General features: G+C 63.4%; 12 protein-coding genes and 1 pseudogene. 7 read left to right on the forward strand and 6 right to left on the reverse strand.

What is annotated here, in order from left to right; genetic code table 11:
- Window positions 1–128: 128 nt before the first annotated feature.
- Together IEC33019_RS06910 and IEC33019_RS06915 are read left to right on the forward strand one after the other, a co-directional pair.
- The gene (locus IEC33019_RS06910; protein ID WP_070090989.1) at window positions 129–1,016 is read left to right on the forward strand and encodes an EamA family transporter; all 888 of its coding nucleotides are present in this window, start codon (window positions 129–131) and stop codon (window positions 1,014–1,016) included.
- 197 nt (window positions 1,017–1,213) lie between these two features.
- The gene (locus tag IEC33019_RS06915; RefSeq protein ID WP_070090988.1) at window positions 1,214–2,098 is read left to right on the forward strand and encodes a pirin family protein; all 885 of its coding nucleotides are present in this window, start codon (window positions 1,214–1,216) and stop codon (window positions 2,096–2,098) included.
- A 27-nt stretch (window positions 2,099–2,125) separates the two neighbouring features.
- Here IEC33019_RS06915 and IEC33019_RS06920 read toward each other — a convergent pair whose 3' ends face one another.
- Window positions 2,126–2,353, reverse strand: coding sequence for a DUF6555 family protein (locus tag IEC33019_RS06920; RefSeq protein WP_070091024.1), 228 nt, complete (start codon window positions 2,351–2,353; stop codon window positions 2,126–2,128).
- A gap of 322 nt (window positions 2,354–2,675) precedes the next feature.
- Here IEC33019_RS06920 and IEC33019_RS06925 point away from each other — a divergent pair, with 322 nt between their 5' ends.
- Window positions 2,676–2,942, forward strand: a complete 267-nt coding sequence (locus IEC33019_RS06925) for a DUF1652 domain-containing protein (RefSeq protein ID WP_070090987.1) — start codon at window positions 2,676–2,678, stop codon at window positions 2,940–2,942.
- An 18-nt stretch (window positions 2,943–2,960) separates the two neighbouring features.
- On the opposite strand, the gene IEC33019_RS06930 is transcribed toward IEC33019_RS06925, so the two are convergent.
- The 3 genes from IEC33019_RS06930 to IEC33019_RS06940 form a co-directional block, all read right to left on the reverse strand.
- Window positions 2,961–3,575, reverse strand: a complete 615-nt coding sequence (locus IEC33019_RS06930) for a Yip1 family protein (protein WP_070090986.1) — start codon at window positions 3,573–3,575, stop codon at window positions 2,961–2,963.
- 88 nt (window positions 3,576–3,663) lie between these two features.
- Window positions 3,664–3,951 (reverse strand): hypothetical protein, encoded by a 288-nt coding sequence (locus IEC33019_RS06935; protein ID WP_070090985.1) that lies wholly within the window; start codon window positions 3,949–3,951, stop codon window positions 3,664–3,666.
- Window positions 3,952–4,170: 219 nt separating this feature from the next.
- Window positions 4,171–4,653, reverse strand: coding sequence for a GNAT family N-acetyltransferase (locus tag IEC33019_RS06940; RefSeq protein ID WP_070090984.1), 483 nt, complete (start codon window positions 4,651–4,653; stop codon window positions 4,171–4,173).
- A gap of 146 nt (window positions 4,654–4,799) precedes the next feature.
- Between IEC33019_RS06940 and IEC33019_RS06945 the strand changes: the two genes are divergently transcribed.
- From IEC33019_RS06945 to IEC33019_RS06955, 3 genes and pseudogenes are all read left to right on the forward strand, one after another.
- Entirely contained in the window at window positions 4,800–5,420 is a 621-nt protein-coding gene (locus IEC33019_RS06945) for a LysE family translocator (RefSeq protein ID WP_070090983.1), read from the forward strand.
- Between the two features lie 21 nt (window positions 5,421–5,441).
- Window positions 5,442–6,317: an alpha/beta fold hydrolase gene (locus IEC33019_RS06950; RefSeq protein WP_070090982.1), complete on the forward strand. Its 876-nt coding sequence runs from the start codon at window positions 5,442–5,444 to the stop codon at window positions 6,315–6,317.
- 106 nt (window positions 6,318–6,423) lie between these two features.
- Window positions 6,424–6,684: pseudogene (locus tag IEC33019_RS06955) on the forward strand (helix-turn-helix domain-containing protein); the annotation flags it as partial.
- Here the strand turns inward: IEC33019_RS06955 and IEC33019_RS06960 are convergent.
- Window positions 6,638–7,336 (reverse strand): pirin family protein, encoded by a 699-nt coding sequence (locus tag IEC33019_RS06960; protein WP_070090981.1) that lies wholly within the window; start codon window positions 7,334–7,336, stop codon window positions 6,638–6,640. The pseudogene IEC33019_RS06955 and the gene IEC33019_RS06960 sit on opposite strands and share 47 nt — an antisense overlap.
- Window positions 7,337–7,557: 221 nt before the next feature.
- Between IEC33019_RS06960 and IEC33019_RS06965 the strand changes: the two genes are divergently transcribed.
- Window positions 7,558–10,029 (forward strand): UvrD-helicase domain-containing protein, encoded by a 2,472-nt coding sequence (locus IEC33019_RS06965; RefSeq protein WP_070090980.1) that lies wholly within the window; start codon window positions 7,558–7,560, stop codon window positions 10,027–10,029.
- Here IEC33019_RS06965 and IEC33019_RS06970 read toward each other — a convergent pair.
- Window positions 10,023–14,996, reverse strand: coding sequence for a dermonecrotic toxin domain-containing protein (locus IEC33019_RS06970; RefSeq protein ID WP_081337388.1), 4,974 nt, complete (start codon window positions 14,994–14,996; stop codon window positions 10,023–10,025). The two genes, IEC33019_RS06965 and IEC33019_RS06970, sit on opposite strands and share 7 nt — an antisense overlap.
- Window positions 14,997–15,188: the final 192 nt, after the last annotated feature.

Here is a 15,188-nt window from a genome sequence, read left to right on the forward strand (position 1 = left end):
CGCGTGCCAGACGCTTCGCTTGAGCGACTGTTGCGCAAGGTCGGAGGCCAACTGTGCTGGTCGGCGAAAAAAGAATGGCCTTATGCTGTAACTAAATATGTCTAGAAAGCCTGAAGAAGGAAGCCGCAATGCCGCTCAAGGACCTGCTGATCGCACTGGTGGTGATCATCGCCTGGGGAGTCAACTTCGTCGTCATCAAGGTCGGCCTCGATGGCTTGCCGCCCATGTTGCTCGGCGCCTTGCGCTTCGCCTTGGTGGCCTTTCCGGCGATCCTGCTGGTCAAGCGACCTAAGCTGCCCTGGCGTTGGTTGATCGCCTATGGGGCAACCATTTCCTTGGGGCAGTTCGCGTTTCTGTTCCAGGCCATGTACAGCGGCATGCCGCCGGGGCTGGCCTCGTTGGTGCTGCAGTCCCAGGCGTTCTTCACCCTCGGTTTTGCGGCGCTGTTTTTGGGCGAACGCCTGCGCGTGGCCAGTGTCTTGGGGCTACTGGTGGCGGCGGGTGGTTTAGTGCTGATCGGCAGTGAGGACGGCAGCCACGTGCCGTTGCTGGCGCTGCTGCTGACCCTGTGCGCGGGGGCCATGTGGGGGATGGGCAACATCATCACCCGGCGCTTTGGCTCGGTGGACCTGGTGGCCCTGGTGATCTGGGGCGGGCTGATCCCGCCGCTGCCGTTTCTGGCCCTGTCCTGGTGGCTCGAAGGCCCTGAGCGGATTGGCCATGCACTGGCCAACCTCGGTTTGAGTTCGGTGCTGGCGTTGGCGTACCTGGCGTTCGTCGCCACCATGTTGGGCTACAGCCTCTGGAGCACGCTGTTGTCTCGCCATCCGGCGGGCAAGGTGGCGCCGTTCTCCCTGCTGGTGCCGGTGATTGGCCTGAGTTCGTCGGCCTGGCTGCTGGATGAGCGCTTGAGCGCGGTGCAAGGCTGGGGCGCGTTGCTGGTGATGGCGGGCCTGCTGATCAACGTCTTCGGGCCGCGACTGGGGCAGCGGTTGCGGGCGGCCACGGTGCAATGAACAGGGGCGGCTTGTTCGCGGGTAACAAGGATCACCGTCAACCCTGTGGGAACGGGTTAACGGTGCAGAAAATGTACGCCGGTTTGCCTGTTGTCACTGTTCTATTGTTGGAACTATTCGGGCCATTTTTGCTAGCTACCGGATTATTGTGCTCATTGGTAGTGTGATACCCAGCCATCTGAGAGAGGAGACTTCTCATGAAAAAGATTCTGGGTGTCCACCGTAGCCCCCAAGGCCACTGGGTCGGGGATGGCTTCCCGGTCCGCAGCCTGTTCACCTATGACAACCTGGCCCGTCACATCAGCCCGTTCCTGCTGCTCGACTATGCCGGCCCGCACGATTTCACCCCGACCACCGCGCGTCGCGGTGTCGGCCAGCATCCGCACCGGGGCTTCGAGACCGTGACCATTGTCTACCAGGGCGAGTTGGAGCACCGCGACTCCACCGGCGCCGGGGGCTTGATCGGCCCCGGTGACGTGCAGTGGATGACCGCTGCCAACGGCATCCTGCACGAGGAGTTCCATTCGCCAGCCTTCGCCCGCAGTGGCGGCACCCTGGAAATGGTGCAGCTGTGGGTCAACCTCCCGGCGCGTGACAAGCGTGCTGCGGCGGGCTATCAGACGCTGCTGGCCAGTGACATCCCGGTGGTGAAGCTCGAAGGCGATGCGGGCACCCTGCGCGTGATTGCCGGTGACTACCAGGGTCACAAGGGCCCGGCGCAGACCTTCACGCCCATGGATGTCTGGGACCTGCACCTTGCTGCTGGTACCAGCCTGCAACTGCCCATCGCCCAGGGGCGCAACGCTGCGTTGGTGGTCTTGCGCGGCAATGTGCGGGTCAATGGCGAGCGTGAGGCGGGGCCGGCCAGTCTGGTGCTGCTGGAGCGCGACGGTGAGCATGTGCAGGTGCAGGCAATGGAAGACGTGAGTCTGTTGCTGCTCAGTGGCGAGCCTATCGACGAGCCCATCGTCGGCTATGGCCCGTTCGTGATGAACAGCCAGGCGCAGATCGCCGAGTCGTTCGAGGACTTCCAGGCCGGGCGATTCGGGCAGATGCTTGGGGCGCAAGGCCCTCGGCATTGAGGTGATGGGCCGCTGAGCGGCAGCCGTTCAACCGGTCTGCCGCCAGTGCACGTCACTGATCCCGTAGCGCTCGGCCACCGGCTTGCTGACTTTCTTGACCTTCTCGCGCCCGTAGCGTCCGATACGGGCCACTCCCGCATCGCAACTTGCCCAATGCCAGGCTTCGGCATTGTCCATCCGCTCGGCCCGGATCACGAACGACTTGTGTTGCCCGTGCAGGTCGTAGTCGATCACGAAGAGTTTGGCATCGATCATCGGTCCCCATCCCTTGCGCAGCAGCGCAGGCTGGCCATACATGAGGCCTATCCGTGGGAATCTGCCTAAGGGGTAAAAGTTTTAAAACGATCGCGCTCGACTGACCAGCGGCAGGGCCATGACCGTCTGTCGCGAGCCTGCTCAATCGGATCGAACACCCCTGTCTGGCCGGGCTCTTCTTCTAAGGTGCTAGAGGGATTGTGCGGCATCATTGCGATAGCAAATGAGCTGCCGCTTGAACATGCGCAATATCAATTGGCACTGCGCCATTTCAGGGCGTACTCACACACAACAGGCCATCCAGTACAGAGAGGGTCGAACCATGTCGCTGATAGGGGTTTCGCTATTGGAAATGCGCCAGCTGATCGAGCAGGCCTGTCTGCCCGACTGCTGCGAGGTCAGTTGCCCGGACGGCGTCAGCCTGACCATTCGTCTGGGCAACGAGCAGGGGCTGGACGATTGCCTGACGGTCACCGGCATTGCGCTGGACAGCCTCAACAGTTGTCGAGACCTGCACGAACTGGTGAACCAATTGCGCAAGGAGCAGCGCCTGGGCCACTCGCACGGGGTGACCAAGGCCATGGCCTGACGGGTTTTCGCGACCCGGTCAGCCAACGCTGGCCGGGCGCACGTATTCAGGCATCAATCCATTGGACCAGAACAGGATCATCGCCACCAGGATGGTCACCAGCAACAGCAGTCCCACACCCCAGACACAGGTCGAGAACAGCATGGCCTGTTCCTTGCGAAGACGCAGGAACGTCTGCAAGCCGCCATAGAGCAACACCGTGGCGTAGGCCGAGGCCGCCAGCAGGGCGACCACGGCCAACCAGCGCATCGGCACCAGTCCGACCACCCCCGCGACGAACCACGGCGTGGCGCAATAGGCGGCAAAGCCGATGCATTGGTTGAGGGTGGGCTGGGCGTCGAAGCCCCGTGACATCCAGCGGATCATCACCCCCATGAGCATCACGCCGACCACGGTCGTCGCATACAGCAGGCCGGCCAGCTGCGCAGCGCTGAGCATGCTCAAGCGCACCCGGTCTTCGCTGGCCAGGCTCCAGCCGAAGGTGGTAGTGCCGACGAACAGGCACACGGCCGGGATCAGCGCCAGGGCCAGCAGGCGTGGCAGGTATTGTTGGGGATGGGCTTCCTCGGCGCGGCGGATGTCCAGCCAAGCGGCGCCGGGTTGGGTGAAGAGCTTGAGCAAAGGACTGTTCATGGCGTTCTCCTCAAGGGCAAGCGTGTCCTCTTTTTATGGAGAAGCCCGAGCGTCTAGGGTTCAGGTTATCTGGGGGCCGTTGATCGCTTCATTGCAGTTCTAGCACCAGGTTCATGCCCCCGTCGCCGCATTTGGCATGGTCTCGCACCACGCCGTGGTAGCTGCGCCCATCCCAGACGAAGGCCACGCTGTGGGCGCGGTCGAGTTTCTCCGGCAGGGGTGGGTCGATGTGCAGCCGCAAGGCCGGGCTGCCTTGCAGGTTGAGGGCGGCAAGCTGGACCTGGCATTCCACACGCTGGGCCACTGGGCCGAACAGCGTATCGCGGACGAAGTCCAGCTCCAGGCAGGCGCAGGGAGCGCGGTAGAAAGGCTTCATGGCTGGCACAGCTGAATGGGAGACATGGCGGGCTCCTGGGAAGGTTCGCAGAGGTATCTCTCATTCGAAACCTATCCGGGGGTGTCGTTCAAATTATTTCTATTTCATTCAGCGTTAATGTTGGCGCTGCCAGGGCGGGCCCAACCCGGCAGGCGTGTGGTGTCCTTTGCGCTGGTGGGGCCGGGGCCCGCGATGGGCCGCAACGCGGCCCCTGGGCCTTCAGACCTGTGCAGCAAATTGAGCCAAGCGCTCGCCATCGAGCCGATAGCGGACCCATTCGTCCTGCGGTTCGGCACCGAGGGATCGATAGAAGCCAACAGCCGGCTCGTTCCAGTCCAGTACGCTCCATTCCAGGCGCCCGCAGCCGTTGGCGACCGCTTCCTGGGCAATGTGCCGCAGCAACTGACGCCCAGCGCCGTCACCGCGTTGTTCGGGGGTGATGTACAGGTCTTCCAGGTAGATGCCATTGCGCCCAAGCCAGGTGGAGTAACTGTAGAAGTACACCGCAAAGCCAATGGCCACACCGTCGCGCTCACAGATCAGGCTGTGGACGGTGCTGCCCTCATCGAACAGGCTGTGTTCGATGTCGGCGACGCTGGCCACGACTTCATGTCGGGCGCGTTCGTAATCGGCAAGCTCGGTGATGAAGGCCAGGATCTGCGCAGCATCGGCGCGCACGGCAGGACGAATGATCAGGCTCATGGGCAAGACATCCTTGAGGGGGTAGGGTAGGCGGACGAGAGCGATACAGTCATGTGTATCGGTGCAATTTCACTTAACTGTACGGGTTGCGAAGAACAGCGCTCCGCTAGTGTGACAACACAACAACCCTTTGTGGAAGCCTTGCCATGCTCGGATCTGTCGATCTGCTCACCGCCTTCGTGCTCTTTGCCTTCGTTTCATCGATCACGCCGGGACCGAACAACACCATGCTACTGGCGTCGGGCGTGAACTTCGGTGTGCGCCGCTCGATCCCCCATGCGTTGGGTATCAGCATCGGCTTCATGGTGATGGTGCTGGCCGTGGGCTTTGGCCTGGGCCAGTTGTTCACGGCCTGGCCGCCGCTGTACAGCATCCTGCGTTACACAGGCGCCGCCTATTTGTTGTACCTGGCCTGGAAGATCGCCACCTCCGGGCCGATCTCCAGCGATGCCAGCCACACCCGCAAGCCCTTGGGCTTCTGGGGGGCAGCCGCGTTCCAATGGGTCAATCCCAAGGCCTGGGTGATGGCAGTGGGCGCGATCACCACCTATACGCCGGCCCAAGGCTATGTGCTCAATGTGATCGTCATCGCCGCCTTGTTCGCGTTGGTCAACCTGCCCAGTGTCGGGATCTGGGTGATGTTCGGCAGTGCCTTGCGCAACTTCCTGCAGAACCCGCGCTGGCTGATGCTGTTCAATGTCCTGATGGCCCTGTTGCTGGTGATTTCGCTGTACCCGCTGCTGTTTGTAGAATCGGCGTTTTCCTGAACCGTTGAGTACAAAAGGCCGATGCAGTTGATTCCCTGGTCCCACGAAAGCTCCGAAGGTTTCACCTTGCGTGGCTGGCACTCGCCCGCCAGCGGGCGGCCCTTGCTGCACTTTTTGCACGGCAACGGTTTCTGCAGCCTGGCCTACCAGCCCTTGCTGATGCACCTGGGGGAACACTTCGACCTGTGGCTGAGCGATGTCCAGGGGCATGGCGACAGTGACCATGGCGGGGTCTTCCGTGGATGGAATCGCAGCGCCGCGCTGGCGGTGGAGGCGTTCGAGGCCGGCCGTGGCGAGTTCGGCGACGTGCCCCGCTTTGCGGTGGGGCACAGCTTTGGCGGGGTGCTGACCGGGCTGGTCCTGGCCCGCGAGCCGCACCTGTTCCAGCGCGCTGTGCTGCTCGACCCGGTGCTGTTCAGTCGGCGCATGATCGGCATGATGGGCGCCGCCGCGCTGGTCGGATTGCACCGTCGTCATGCTTTGGCACGCAAGGCTGCGACCCGCCGCAGCCACTGGCCGGATCGGGAAGCGGCGCTGGTCTCGCTCAAAGGGCGGGGCATTTTCAAGGGCTGGGCCGATGCGTCGCTGCACGCCTACGTGGAACATGCCATCGGTGAGTGCGGCGAGGGGGTGGTGCTCAAATGCAGGCCCAGCCGTGAGGTGGAAATCTTCAGTTCGTTCCCTGCGCGGATGTGGACTCAAATGGCGCGCATCCAGACCCCCACCCGCATCCTCTATGGCGAACATACCTATCCCTTCGTGCCCCATTCGGTGCAGCGTCTGGCGGCATTGAACCACCAAGTGACTGCCCTGCAGGTGCCGGGTGGCCACTGCTTCATGCAGGAAGACCCCGCATCTGCGGCCGAGCAGGTTGTGGGTTTTCTGCAGGCGCACTGAGTGTTTCGCGGGTACGTCCGCTTCGAAGCGATGAGCAGGGCAAGGGTGTGCATTTCGCGACGATCCTCTACCGAATCGTATTGCCAGTAATGGCCTTGCATGTCCCTTGACGCGCAGTTTGCAGCGGGAAACGGGTTTGAGCGTGTTTCAGTGGCTGCGGCGCATGCACCCGTTGGCCAGTCTCGATGCGCTGGCGGCGGGGCAGTCGGTGCTGGAGGTCGCGCTGGACCTGGGTTATGAAAGCCCCAGCGCGTTCAGCGCGATGTTCCGCCGAACGCTTGGGGTTTCACCGTCGGCCTATTTCGGGCGAGGGCGGGTAGTCAGGCGACATCCACCAGGACGATTTCGCTGTCTTCGATCGCAGTGACCCGCAACACTTCCTCCTGCTCGATGGCCACGCCATCGCGTGCCTTGGCCTTGAGCCCATTGACCTCGACCAGCCCCTTGGCCGGCACCAGGTAACCCCTGCGTCCGGCGTCGAAGCGGTATTCGGCGGTCTCACCGGCACGCAAGGTGGCGGCCACCAGGCGGGCGTCGGTGCGGATGCGCAGGCTGTCCTCATCGCCGTCCCGGCCACTGGCCAGGGTCACGAAGCCTTCGTCGCGCTCGCCTTTGGGGAAGGGCCGGGTGCCCCAGGACGGCGCTTCGCCAACCCGCTCCGGCATGATCCAGATCTGGAAGATCCGGGTGTCGACCTTTTCCAGGTTGTATTCGCTGTGCACGATCCCGGTGCCTGCGCTCATCACCTGAACATCCCCAGCCTCGGTACGGCCTTTGTTGCCCAGGCTGTCCTGGTGGGTGATGGCGCCTTCGCGGACATAGGTGATGATTTCCATGTCGCGGTGCGGGTGAGGCGGGAAGCCGCTGCCCGCCGCGATCAGGTCGTCGTTCCACACGCGCAGGTTGCCCCAGCTCATGCGCGCCGGGTCGTAGTACTCGGCGAACGAGAAGTGATGATGGGCATCGAGCCAGCCGTGGTTGGCGTGGCCGAGGCTTTCGAACGGTCGCAGTTGCAGCATGGTCGTGCTCCTTGAAGGGGTGGAATGGGGCCATGATGCGCCAAACAAAGATCGAAAATAAGCGTAAATATCGGCTTGTTGTTATCTGATTTATCGATGCTTTATGAGTGCGTAACTACATGCGATTCATCGCCTAATACCCTGATCTGCAAGCATTCGCTGGCGATTTTTAACAGATGGGGTGAACATGGCCCGCTGATTCGATCTTCAACGGAGTGACTGTGTCCCACGAGCATTTCCCGGCTGCGGCCGAGCTGACGCCACCCGCCCAACTGCCTTGGTTCCGCCGCCTGTTCGCCCGCCTGTTGGGGCGAGGGCTGACCCGCTTGCAGGCACAGCATCGTGACTCCTGGTTCCTGGGTCATGCCACTGGCCAGCGCAGCGGCCACGCAGATGGCCTGCGTGAAGGCTATGAACGCGGCCGGGTGGAAGGCTACGAGGCAGGGCGCCAGGTATTGGTGATCCGTGACCTGCGCCCCGATACGGCGGCCGCCCCGGGCCAGGATGCCAACCTGTTCGATGACTGGCGCCTGCCCTTGACCGCCGAGCTGAAAAAGCGCTTCAAGGCTGATGTAGCCCAGCGCCTGCCGGCCTCGGCCCAGCCCAGCGCCGCCCAGTGGAAGCTGATCTTCAGCGAGACGCCGTCCACCTGCGTGGTGGCCGGTGCCGGCGCCGGCAAGTCCACCTCCCTGGTGCTGCGTATCCTGTTGCTGCGCCACTATTTGGGCTATGAGCTGGACGCCATGACCGTGGTGACTTTCACCCGCGAGTCGCGCAAGGACTTCATCAAGCGCCTGGTACAGGTCTTCGCCCTGTGGCAACTCGACCTGCAGCCAGCCCAAGCCCGCGAGCTGGTGCGCACCTTCCATTCCCGCATCCTGCCGTTGGTGCGCAGCCTGCCCGGTTTCGGCCAGCTCAGGGCGTTCGAAACCCTGGGCCAGGAGCTGCCCGCAGGCGGTGAGGCCAATGCCGAGGGCAACCCCTTCGACCTGCGCCTGAACGATGCTCAGCGTCAGCAGCTCAACCTTTGCTACCGCGACCTGCTGCAAGCCAGCCCCCGCTTCGTCGAGTTGATCGGTGCCCTGCGCCGCGAGGCGTTGCAGCTCAAACCCCTGGATCCTGACCATCCCGACGTGCAAAAGCGCGTGCAGGTGACCCAATTGGCCGCCCAGCGTGACGAAGAACTGTGCGACGTGATCGAGGACCTGTGGTTCGCTGCGGGCGCCTGGCCGATCAAGGGCATCGAGCCCTGCCGCGACACGGTGCAGATCCGCGGCAGCCGTTTCCATGTCCATGGCCGCCTGGAAGGGCTCGATGCCTGGGTGGTGCTTGGTTTCGACCTGTCCGAAAGTGCCCAGTACCAACGCCCTGGCGCCAAGCTTGGGGTGCGGGCGGAGTGGGCTGTAAAGCGAACGTTGTTTCAAGCTTTCTGCGATAAGCCATTGATATGGCTTGATAATTACTCTTCGGCGAAGCGCCTGGCAGCCTCCTTGGCCGGTGACGCGGTGGCCGGTCCGGGCTTTGAATACAAGGTCAAGGGCGAGCTGGCGCCGGCGCCGCTTCTGGATGCGTTCGTCGGCGCTGCCAGTTTCATCGAGAACCTGGGGCTGGAGGTGAACACGGCGGTGGCCGGCATGAGCTTCCCGCCCGATGACAGCGACGCGGCGTTCTTCGAGGCGCTGGCGTTGTTCTGGAAGGCCTTGGAGGCGCATCTGTTGGCCCAGTCGCCGCCAGTGATGACCTATAACCGCATGTTCGCCCTGTTCGGCGAGAACAACCCGGAGAACCTGCGTCTGTTGCCCGACCCGCTGCTGCGCCCGCTGGCGCACCTGATGATCGATGAGTTCCAGGATGTCTCGCCGCAGATCGTCAGCTGGCTGCGGGCGAGCCTGGCCGAGATCCGCCGGCGCGGCCCGGCCATGCATGTAGGGCGTAACGCCGCCCACAGCTCGCTGATGTGCGTGGGCGACGATTGGCAGTCGATCTACGGCTGGCGGGGCAGCTCGCCGAAGTACTTCATGGAGTTCACCAAGGCGTTCCCGTCGCCGGCCAACACCCGGGTAATGCTGGTGGAGAACTACCGCAGCCAGCAGCACATCATCGATGCCGCCGAGCACCTGGTCAAAGGCGCACCGGCCATCACCGGCAAGAAGGCCAGGGCCAGTGGCCTGGCGGCTGAGCTGCCGTTGTCGCCGGTCAAGGTCTTCGATCGCGACGAGGCGGCCCTGGCCGAGACCCTGATGGAGCACTATCAGCGCGGCGAAACGGTGATGATTCTGTTTCGAAAAAGCTCTGATAAGTCATTGATAGAGCAGCATTTATCGTCCGTATATAAAGCGGATTCGAGTTTGCCGCCCGACCAGCGCCGGCTGCGTCAACTGACCTACCACAGCGCCAAGGGGTTGCAGGCCGATGCGGTGTTCATGCTCGGCGATTGCCAGTACCTGACCAGCTCGCCGTACAAGAACCAGGCTTATCGCATGGCGGGCCTCGGGCGTGCCGGTGACGCCCAGCCGTTCGACACGGCGCAGAAGGAAGAGGTGCAGCGCCTGGCCTATGTCGCGGTGACCCGCGCGGTCAGGCACTGCTATTGGCACGTGGAGGCCGCCAACGGTGAGTCGGCGGGTGCGCCTCGCGCGTCCGGCCAGGTGGCTGGCCGGCACGCGTTCTTCGAAGACCTACGCGGTCAGTGAGCGTTTGGGTCCTGTTGCTTGGTCAAGTCGAGCAGCAGGGCTTCCACTTCGCTCTGGCGACCCTGGAGCAACACGCTGGTCGCTTTGAGGTGCACCCCTTCGTTGATCTGTACGCGGCGCAGCTGGCCCGCTGCATCCTGCGGCGGCTCGGGCAATACGGGCGTTAGCACCTCGATCACGACACCGTCCAAGGTTTCGACCGGCTCAGCCTCGGCGTCCATGCAGAACTCCAGATAGTCCAGGCCCGATTGCCAGCGCTCGTTCAGGGCGTCGAAGTCCACGGCGAAGCGCTTTTTGATAAACCGCTGCCAACTGGGTTGCCGGGCGATCCAGGTTTGTCGCAGCGGGTCGTTGTTCTTGTCTTCCTCGAACCGTTCAACAGCATCCACGACTTCGTCCACGGTACGCTCGGAAATCATCGCGGTCGGACGGTAGAGCATCTCGTGGCTGGGCTCCGGAAACTCGAGCCGAGCGGCTGTCGCCTGGCGCAAGGCCAAGCGTATCTCGATGTCATCGACAAGGCTTTGCTCCAACTGCTCCAGGCTGATGTCATCCAGCGGGTCGAGCGGGGGAAGTGCGGAAATAGCCCCCCTCTGGGCAGCAGACAGGTTGTTCCACGCCCGGTAACCCGCCTGACGTCGAAGCCGGCTTGCATAGATACGCATTGCCAGTTCGTTAACCTGCTCACGGCGGTACAGGCGACTGTAAAAACCAAACAAATGGGGCCCCGCAATATTGCCATCGGCACTTTCGTTGTAGGCCAGGACCTCGATTTCGAGGGTGCTGAGGCCATCGGTACCTGCATCGCCGCAGGTGGCCGGAAAGTCACTGGCGATCTGCTCCAGATGATCACGCAGATATTCATCGCGGCTCGCGGTCTCCAGTAGGGCCCAGATTTGCCGGGCCAACGCTCGTGGGCTGTTTCGCGCCTGTGCCGAGCGCCCGACGCGCTCCAAGACTTGGCGCAGGTCCGGGTAGGCGCCGTCCTCGAACAGATCGTTCCACAGCTGGCGTTGTGTGTCGCTGGCGGTGGCCAGCCACCGCACCGGCGCGACTTCAGGGGGCACGGCGGGCACGTCTGCCTGCGGTACCTGAGGTTGTTGCAGCTCGCGGGTTTCCAGGACCCTGACGCCTGCGCCACGCAAGCGTTCGGCCGTCTGCTCGGGGATGCCGTTGTCAAAGAAGGTCCAGATGATCAAGCGCCGGCCGGTGCGCAGCTCGTTGACGAAGGGGCTTTGCAGGATCCGATCGAGCGTCGGGAATTCGGTGATGTGGTTGGTGCTCAGTTGCAGATCACGCAAGCGGCAGTCTTGCCGTTCCATCAACTCAGTGAGGCCGGTGGGCCATTGCGTGAGGAGGCAACCGTCCAGGTAGAGGCCTTCAAGGTTGTGCAGCTCTCCCAGCTGTGGGGCGTTCCCCAGCGGGTTGTTCGAAAGGCTCAGCTCACGTAGCGATGTCATCTGGCTGAAATGTGCCGCCAGGTTCGGCGTCAGGTCGATGGCATTGGCATCGAGCTGCAGGATCTGCAGCGGTAGCTGTGCCAGTAACCGCATGTCGGCGGCGTTCAGGCTCAAACCCGCACGCGATATGTGCAATGTGTGCAGGTGACGCATGGCGCCCAGTGCCTCGCGCGCGGCGGCGTCCAGCTGGGCAATCGGTGTGCGGTTGATCGCCAGCGCTCGCAGCCCCGGGGCGCTGCGCAGTGCCTGGAACAGCGCGCGCGTGTCCAACTGCGGGTTGTTGGCCAGTTCCAGCCGCTGCAGGTTCGGAAAGCTCTGCAGGAAGTCTTCGGGGATCGTCTGCAAATGCAGGCTATCCATGGAAAGTTCGGTGATATGGGGAAACGACACGGGCAACGAGGGCAGCGTGTCGAGCACGAGGTAGTCCAGGTGCAGGTGCTGGCCACCGTCGCGGCCCCAGGTACGATTGAGCTGGCGGCTGAGCCTTCGGCGGTTGTCGTATTCATCCTGGGGGCCGGTATCGGTCCAGTTCTGTAGCGATTCAGCCAGGGTCGTGCGTTGCTCGCCAAGCACCCTGATCTGCCCCGCAACATCGCCATGACGGGCCATGTCTCGGGCCAGGGCGCGGATCTGCTCCCGGTCGAGCCCCGGATACAGGCTTTGCAGATGGGTGTGGGTAGCGTCCCGGCCGCTTCTTAGCAGGTTCGAAAAACGGAACCTGCCGCTGAGCGGATAGCCCCTGCGTCCGTCGCTCAGGCGCATCGGCGAGCGCCAACGGGGTTTGATCGGTTGCTGGCCGATCAATCGGGCCGCCAGGCCCCGGTCTGCTTGTGCGGCATCAAGACGCTCTGCCGGGCTGGCATCAGGCTGTTCCAGCGCCAGGGCATTGGCCAGCTTCTGGCTATCGGCATTGGCCAGGTTTGGCCGATTCAGACCGAGCAAGGCCTGATCCAGGCGGGCGCGGGCCTGTAGACGCCGCGCTTCCTCGGCGATGCGCAACGGCACACGGCCCGCTGCCAGGCGCTGTGCTTCGGCAGGGCTGGCGTTGTCGAGGAGGGCTTCCAGCGCATCGACGGGCAATCCGCCAAACTGCCGGGCCAATACCTCGGCCGCGGCGCCCAAAGCCGGTCGACGGCTCTTGTAGAGGCTTTCGAACACCGAAGTGCGCTGGCCCGCCAAATGATTGGCCAGGATATCGTTGAGGGCCGAGGCATCTTGGGCTTGTGCGCCGTTGACCGACAGCAGTGTGGTGACAGCTTGCGGGTTCATCTGCCTGAGGACGGTCTGGCTGAGTTGGCCCTGCTCCAGCTCGGTGCGCGTGATCTTGATTTGCACCTCTCCAGGCGCTTGCGCTGCACCGTAGCGGGTGACCTTGCCCACCGACTCCGGGCCTTCGAACGCCAGGATGACGTGATCTTCGGGCCAGCCTGGCAAGGTGGGCAGGGCTGGCAGTGCGTAGTGCTTGTAGGCTGCAAGCGGCTGGGCAAGGCGCACGCGAGCAATCACATCGTCGGTCTCCCGGTCGATGCGCAGGCGCTTGAGCGCATCGATGAGCAACGCCGGCGGCCGCTGCCCATCGATGTGCACCCGACGCAGCACATTGGCATCGGTGCCGGTGGCAGCCATGGCCATGATCAGGTCGGCGTCTTCCAGCCCGTCGGTCACATGCCCGAGGCGGCGCATCAGTTGAAGGTCGCTCCAGTCCAGAGGTTGCTCCAGGGCCAGGCGCCAGGCGCCGTGGCCGTTATGGGTCAGACGCGGGCGATAGGCGTCGGTGGTGCTGGGGTGCAGCAGTTGCCAATCGCCGTGCGCGTCCTGCTCCAGCGCGTAGGTCTGGCCTTCGATGCGGACATAGTGCTGGTCGTCCAGCGTATACAGACCTTGCGCATCTGCAGACACATCGCCAGACAGCTCGACAGGGTTCTGGTAGGTCGCCAGGTCAGGGCGCCACAGGCGTTCGCCCCCTTCGTGGTGGATCGATTGCAGGGCATCGACGAAGCCCGATGCCTTCAGTGCCTTGAGCCCGGCACCTATGGCCGCTGCGCTGGCGACGTTGACCGCGATGGACTCCACCTGGGCCAGGGCCTCGGCGGTATCGTCATCCTCCCAGGCTTCGATGCCATGGAACACGCTGCCCATGATCTGCGCCGCACCGATGGTCATCATGATCGGGTTGAGCAGCGGCACGAACATCGCCGCGACGTTGAGCACGTCCAGCCCCACCGATAGCCAGTGCTCCAGACGCTCCAGGCGCGACTTGGCCTCGGCGTCAGCGGTGGGCACGGCAATGCTGGCGGCATCGCTTTTGAGCCGGCGCACATGGTTGTGGTGCAGGGTGATCCAGGGGTTGTCAGGCAGCGCCACGCGCTCGTAGAGAAGCCTGGGTGCCTTTTTGTTCAGCCGGACCTTGCGACCGAACAGACGCTTTTCGACGAACAACGCCTGACGCAGTTTGGTGGTCAGGTCTGCCTGCAGGGTGTGGGGGGCTAAACCGACCATCACGCGCAGCAGGTCGGTCTCTTGCATGCGCTTGGCAAGGTCGCTGGCGGCTTGGCTTGCCGAGGCATATTCGCGCAAGGGCGCATCGGGTGCGCCGGGGATGTAGACCATGCATGGATTGGTCGCATTGTCCTGGTCCGGGCCGATCAGCAATACCTCGTTCAGGGGCGTCGCGAACAGGCTGATCCGCCAGCATTTCAGCGCCTGGCTCCCATAGCGTGGGCTGGCGGCGTTCTCACACAACTGCATCAGCGCAGCGTGCCCTGCGACGGTCACGCGATCGCGAAGACGGGCGATCCACGCCTGGACGCATAATTCATCCCGACTGGCCTGGATGGACAGGCGCTGGATCGAGGCCGAGGCAGGGCCCTCATAGAGGGACTCAAGATGCGTCTGGTACTGCTGGCCAAGGTCCAGGTCGCGGCAGATCTTGACGAATCCAGCGGCGGTCAGCCCCGCCACGGGACCTGTGACAGGGCTTGCGTCAGTCTTGCTGCGCTGCAAGGTACTGAAGGGGCCAGCTTCATCGGCGCTTTCGAAATTGTGCAGCGCCGCCTCTAGTAGGCTGAGCGTGCGTGGCTTGCCATTGGGGTCGCGTTCATAGCGCGCCTTGTCTGCCTGTGCGGCAATGGCGGCGGTCGGTTCGGTCAGTACCTCGCGGACCTGCTTGAACGGCTGGAAGTGGTACTGCACCCGGTCGACGGGGTCATCGATGCCCAGGCGTTGTTGGAGCAGTGGCTTGCAGAATTCAGTGACGCCCTTGAGTGGCTTCAGCGCGTCCTGCAGAGCCTTGCGGCTCAAGTCGCGAAGATCGATAGCCGCGTTCAGGGCCTGTTGATCCTCGGCGCTGGCCTTGGCGTACCAGGCATGGACTGTGCCATCGGCCTGGAGGTAGTCCTTGCGCAGCCGGCTCAGCAGGTCGGGCAGGCGCCGGGCGGGCAGGGCCTTGCACCAGGTCGGCAAGGAACGAACGATCTGCGCGTGATGAAAGGAAGGCTCGGTGGTCATGGTCAACTCCATTGCAAAGAGCTGCCATTGAGCGGCTTCGATGCCTGGCTTGGGCGATAAAGAGATAACACCCAGGAGTCGGTGTCGAACACGTTATCGTCGGTCGCGGGCCAGCGAGCGTAGGTTGCCTGCGCCAAGGTAGGCTGCCGGCCTGATGCGGAGGTACCAGGCCATAGCCAAGGGAGAGAGTTC

The sequence above is a fragment of the Pseudomonas putida genome, assembly GCF_002741075.1.
In the GTDB taxonomy this organism is placed as follows: Bacteria; Pseudomonadota; Gammaproteobacteria; order Pseudomonadales; family Pseudomonadaceae; genus Aquipseudomonas; species Aquipseudomonas putida_T.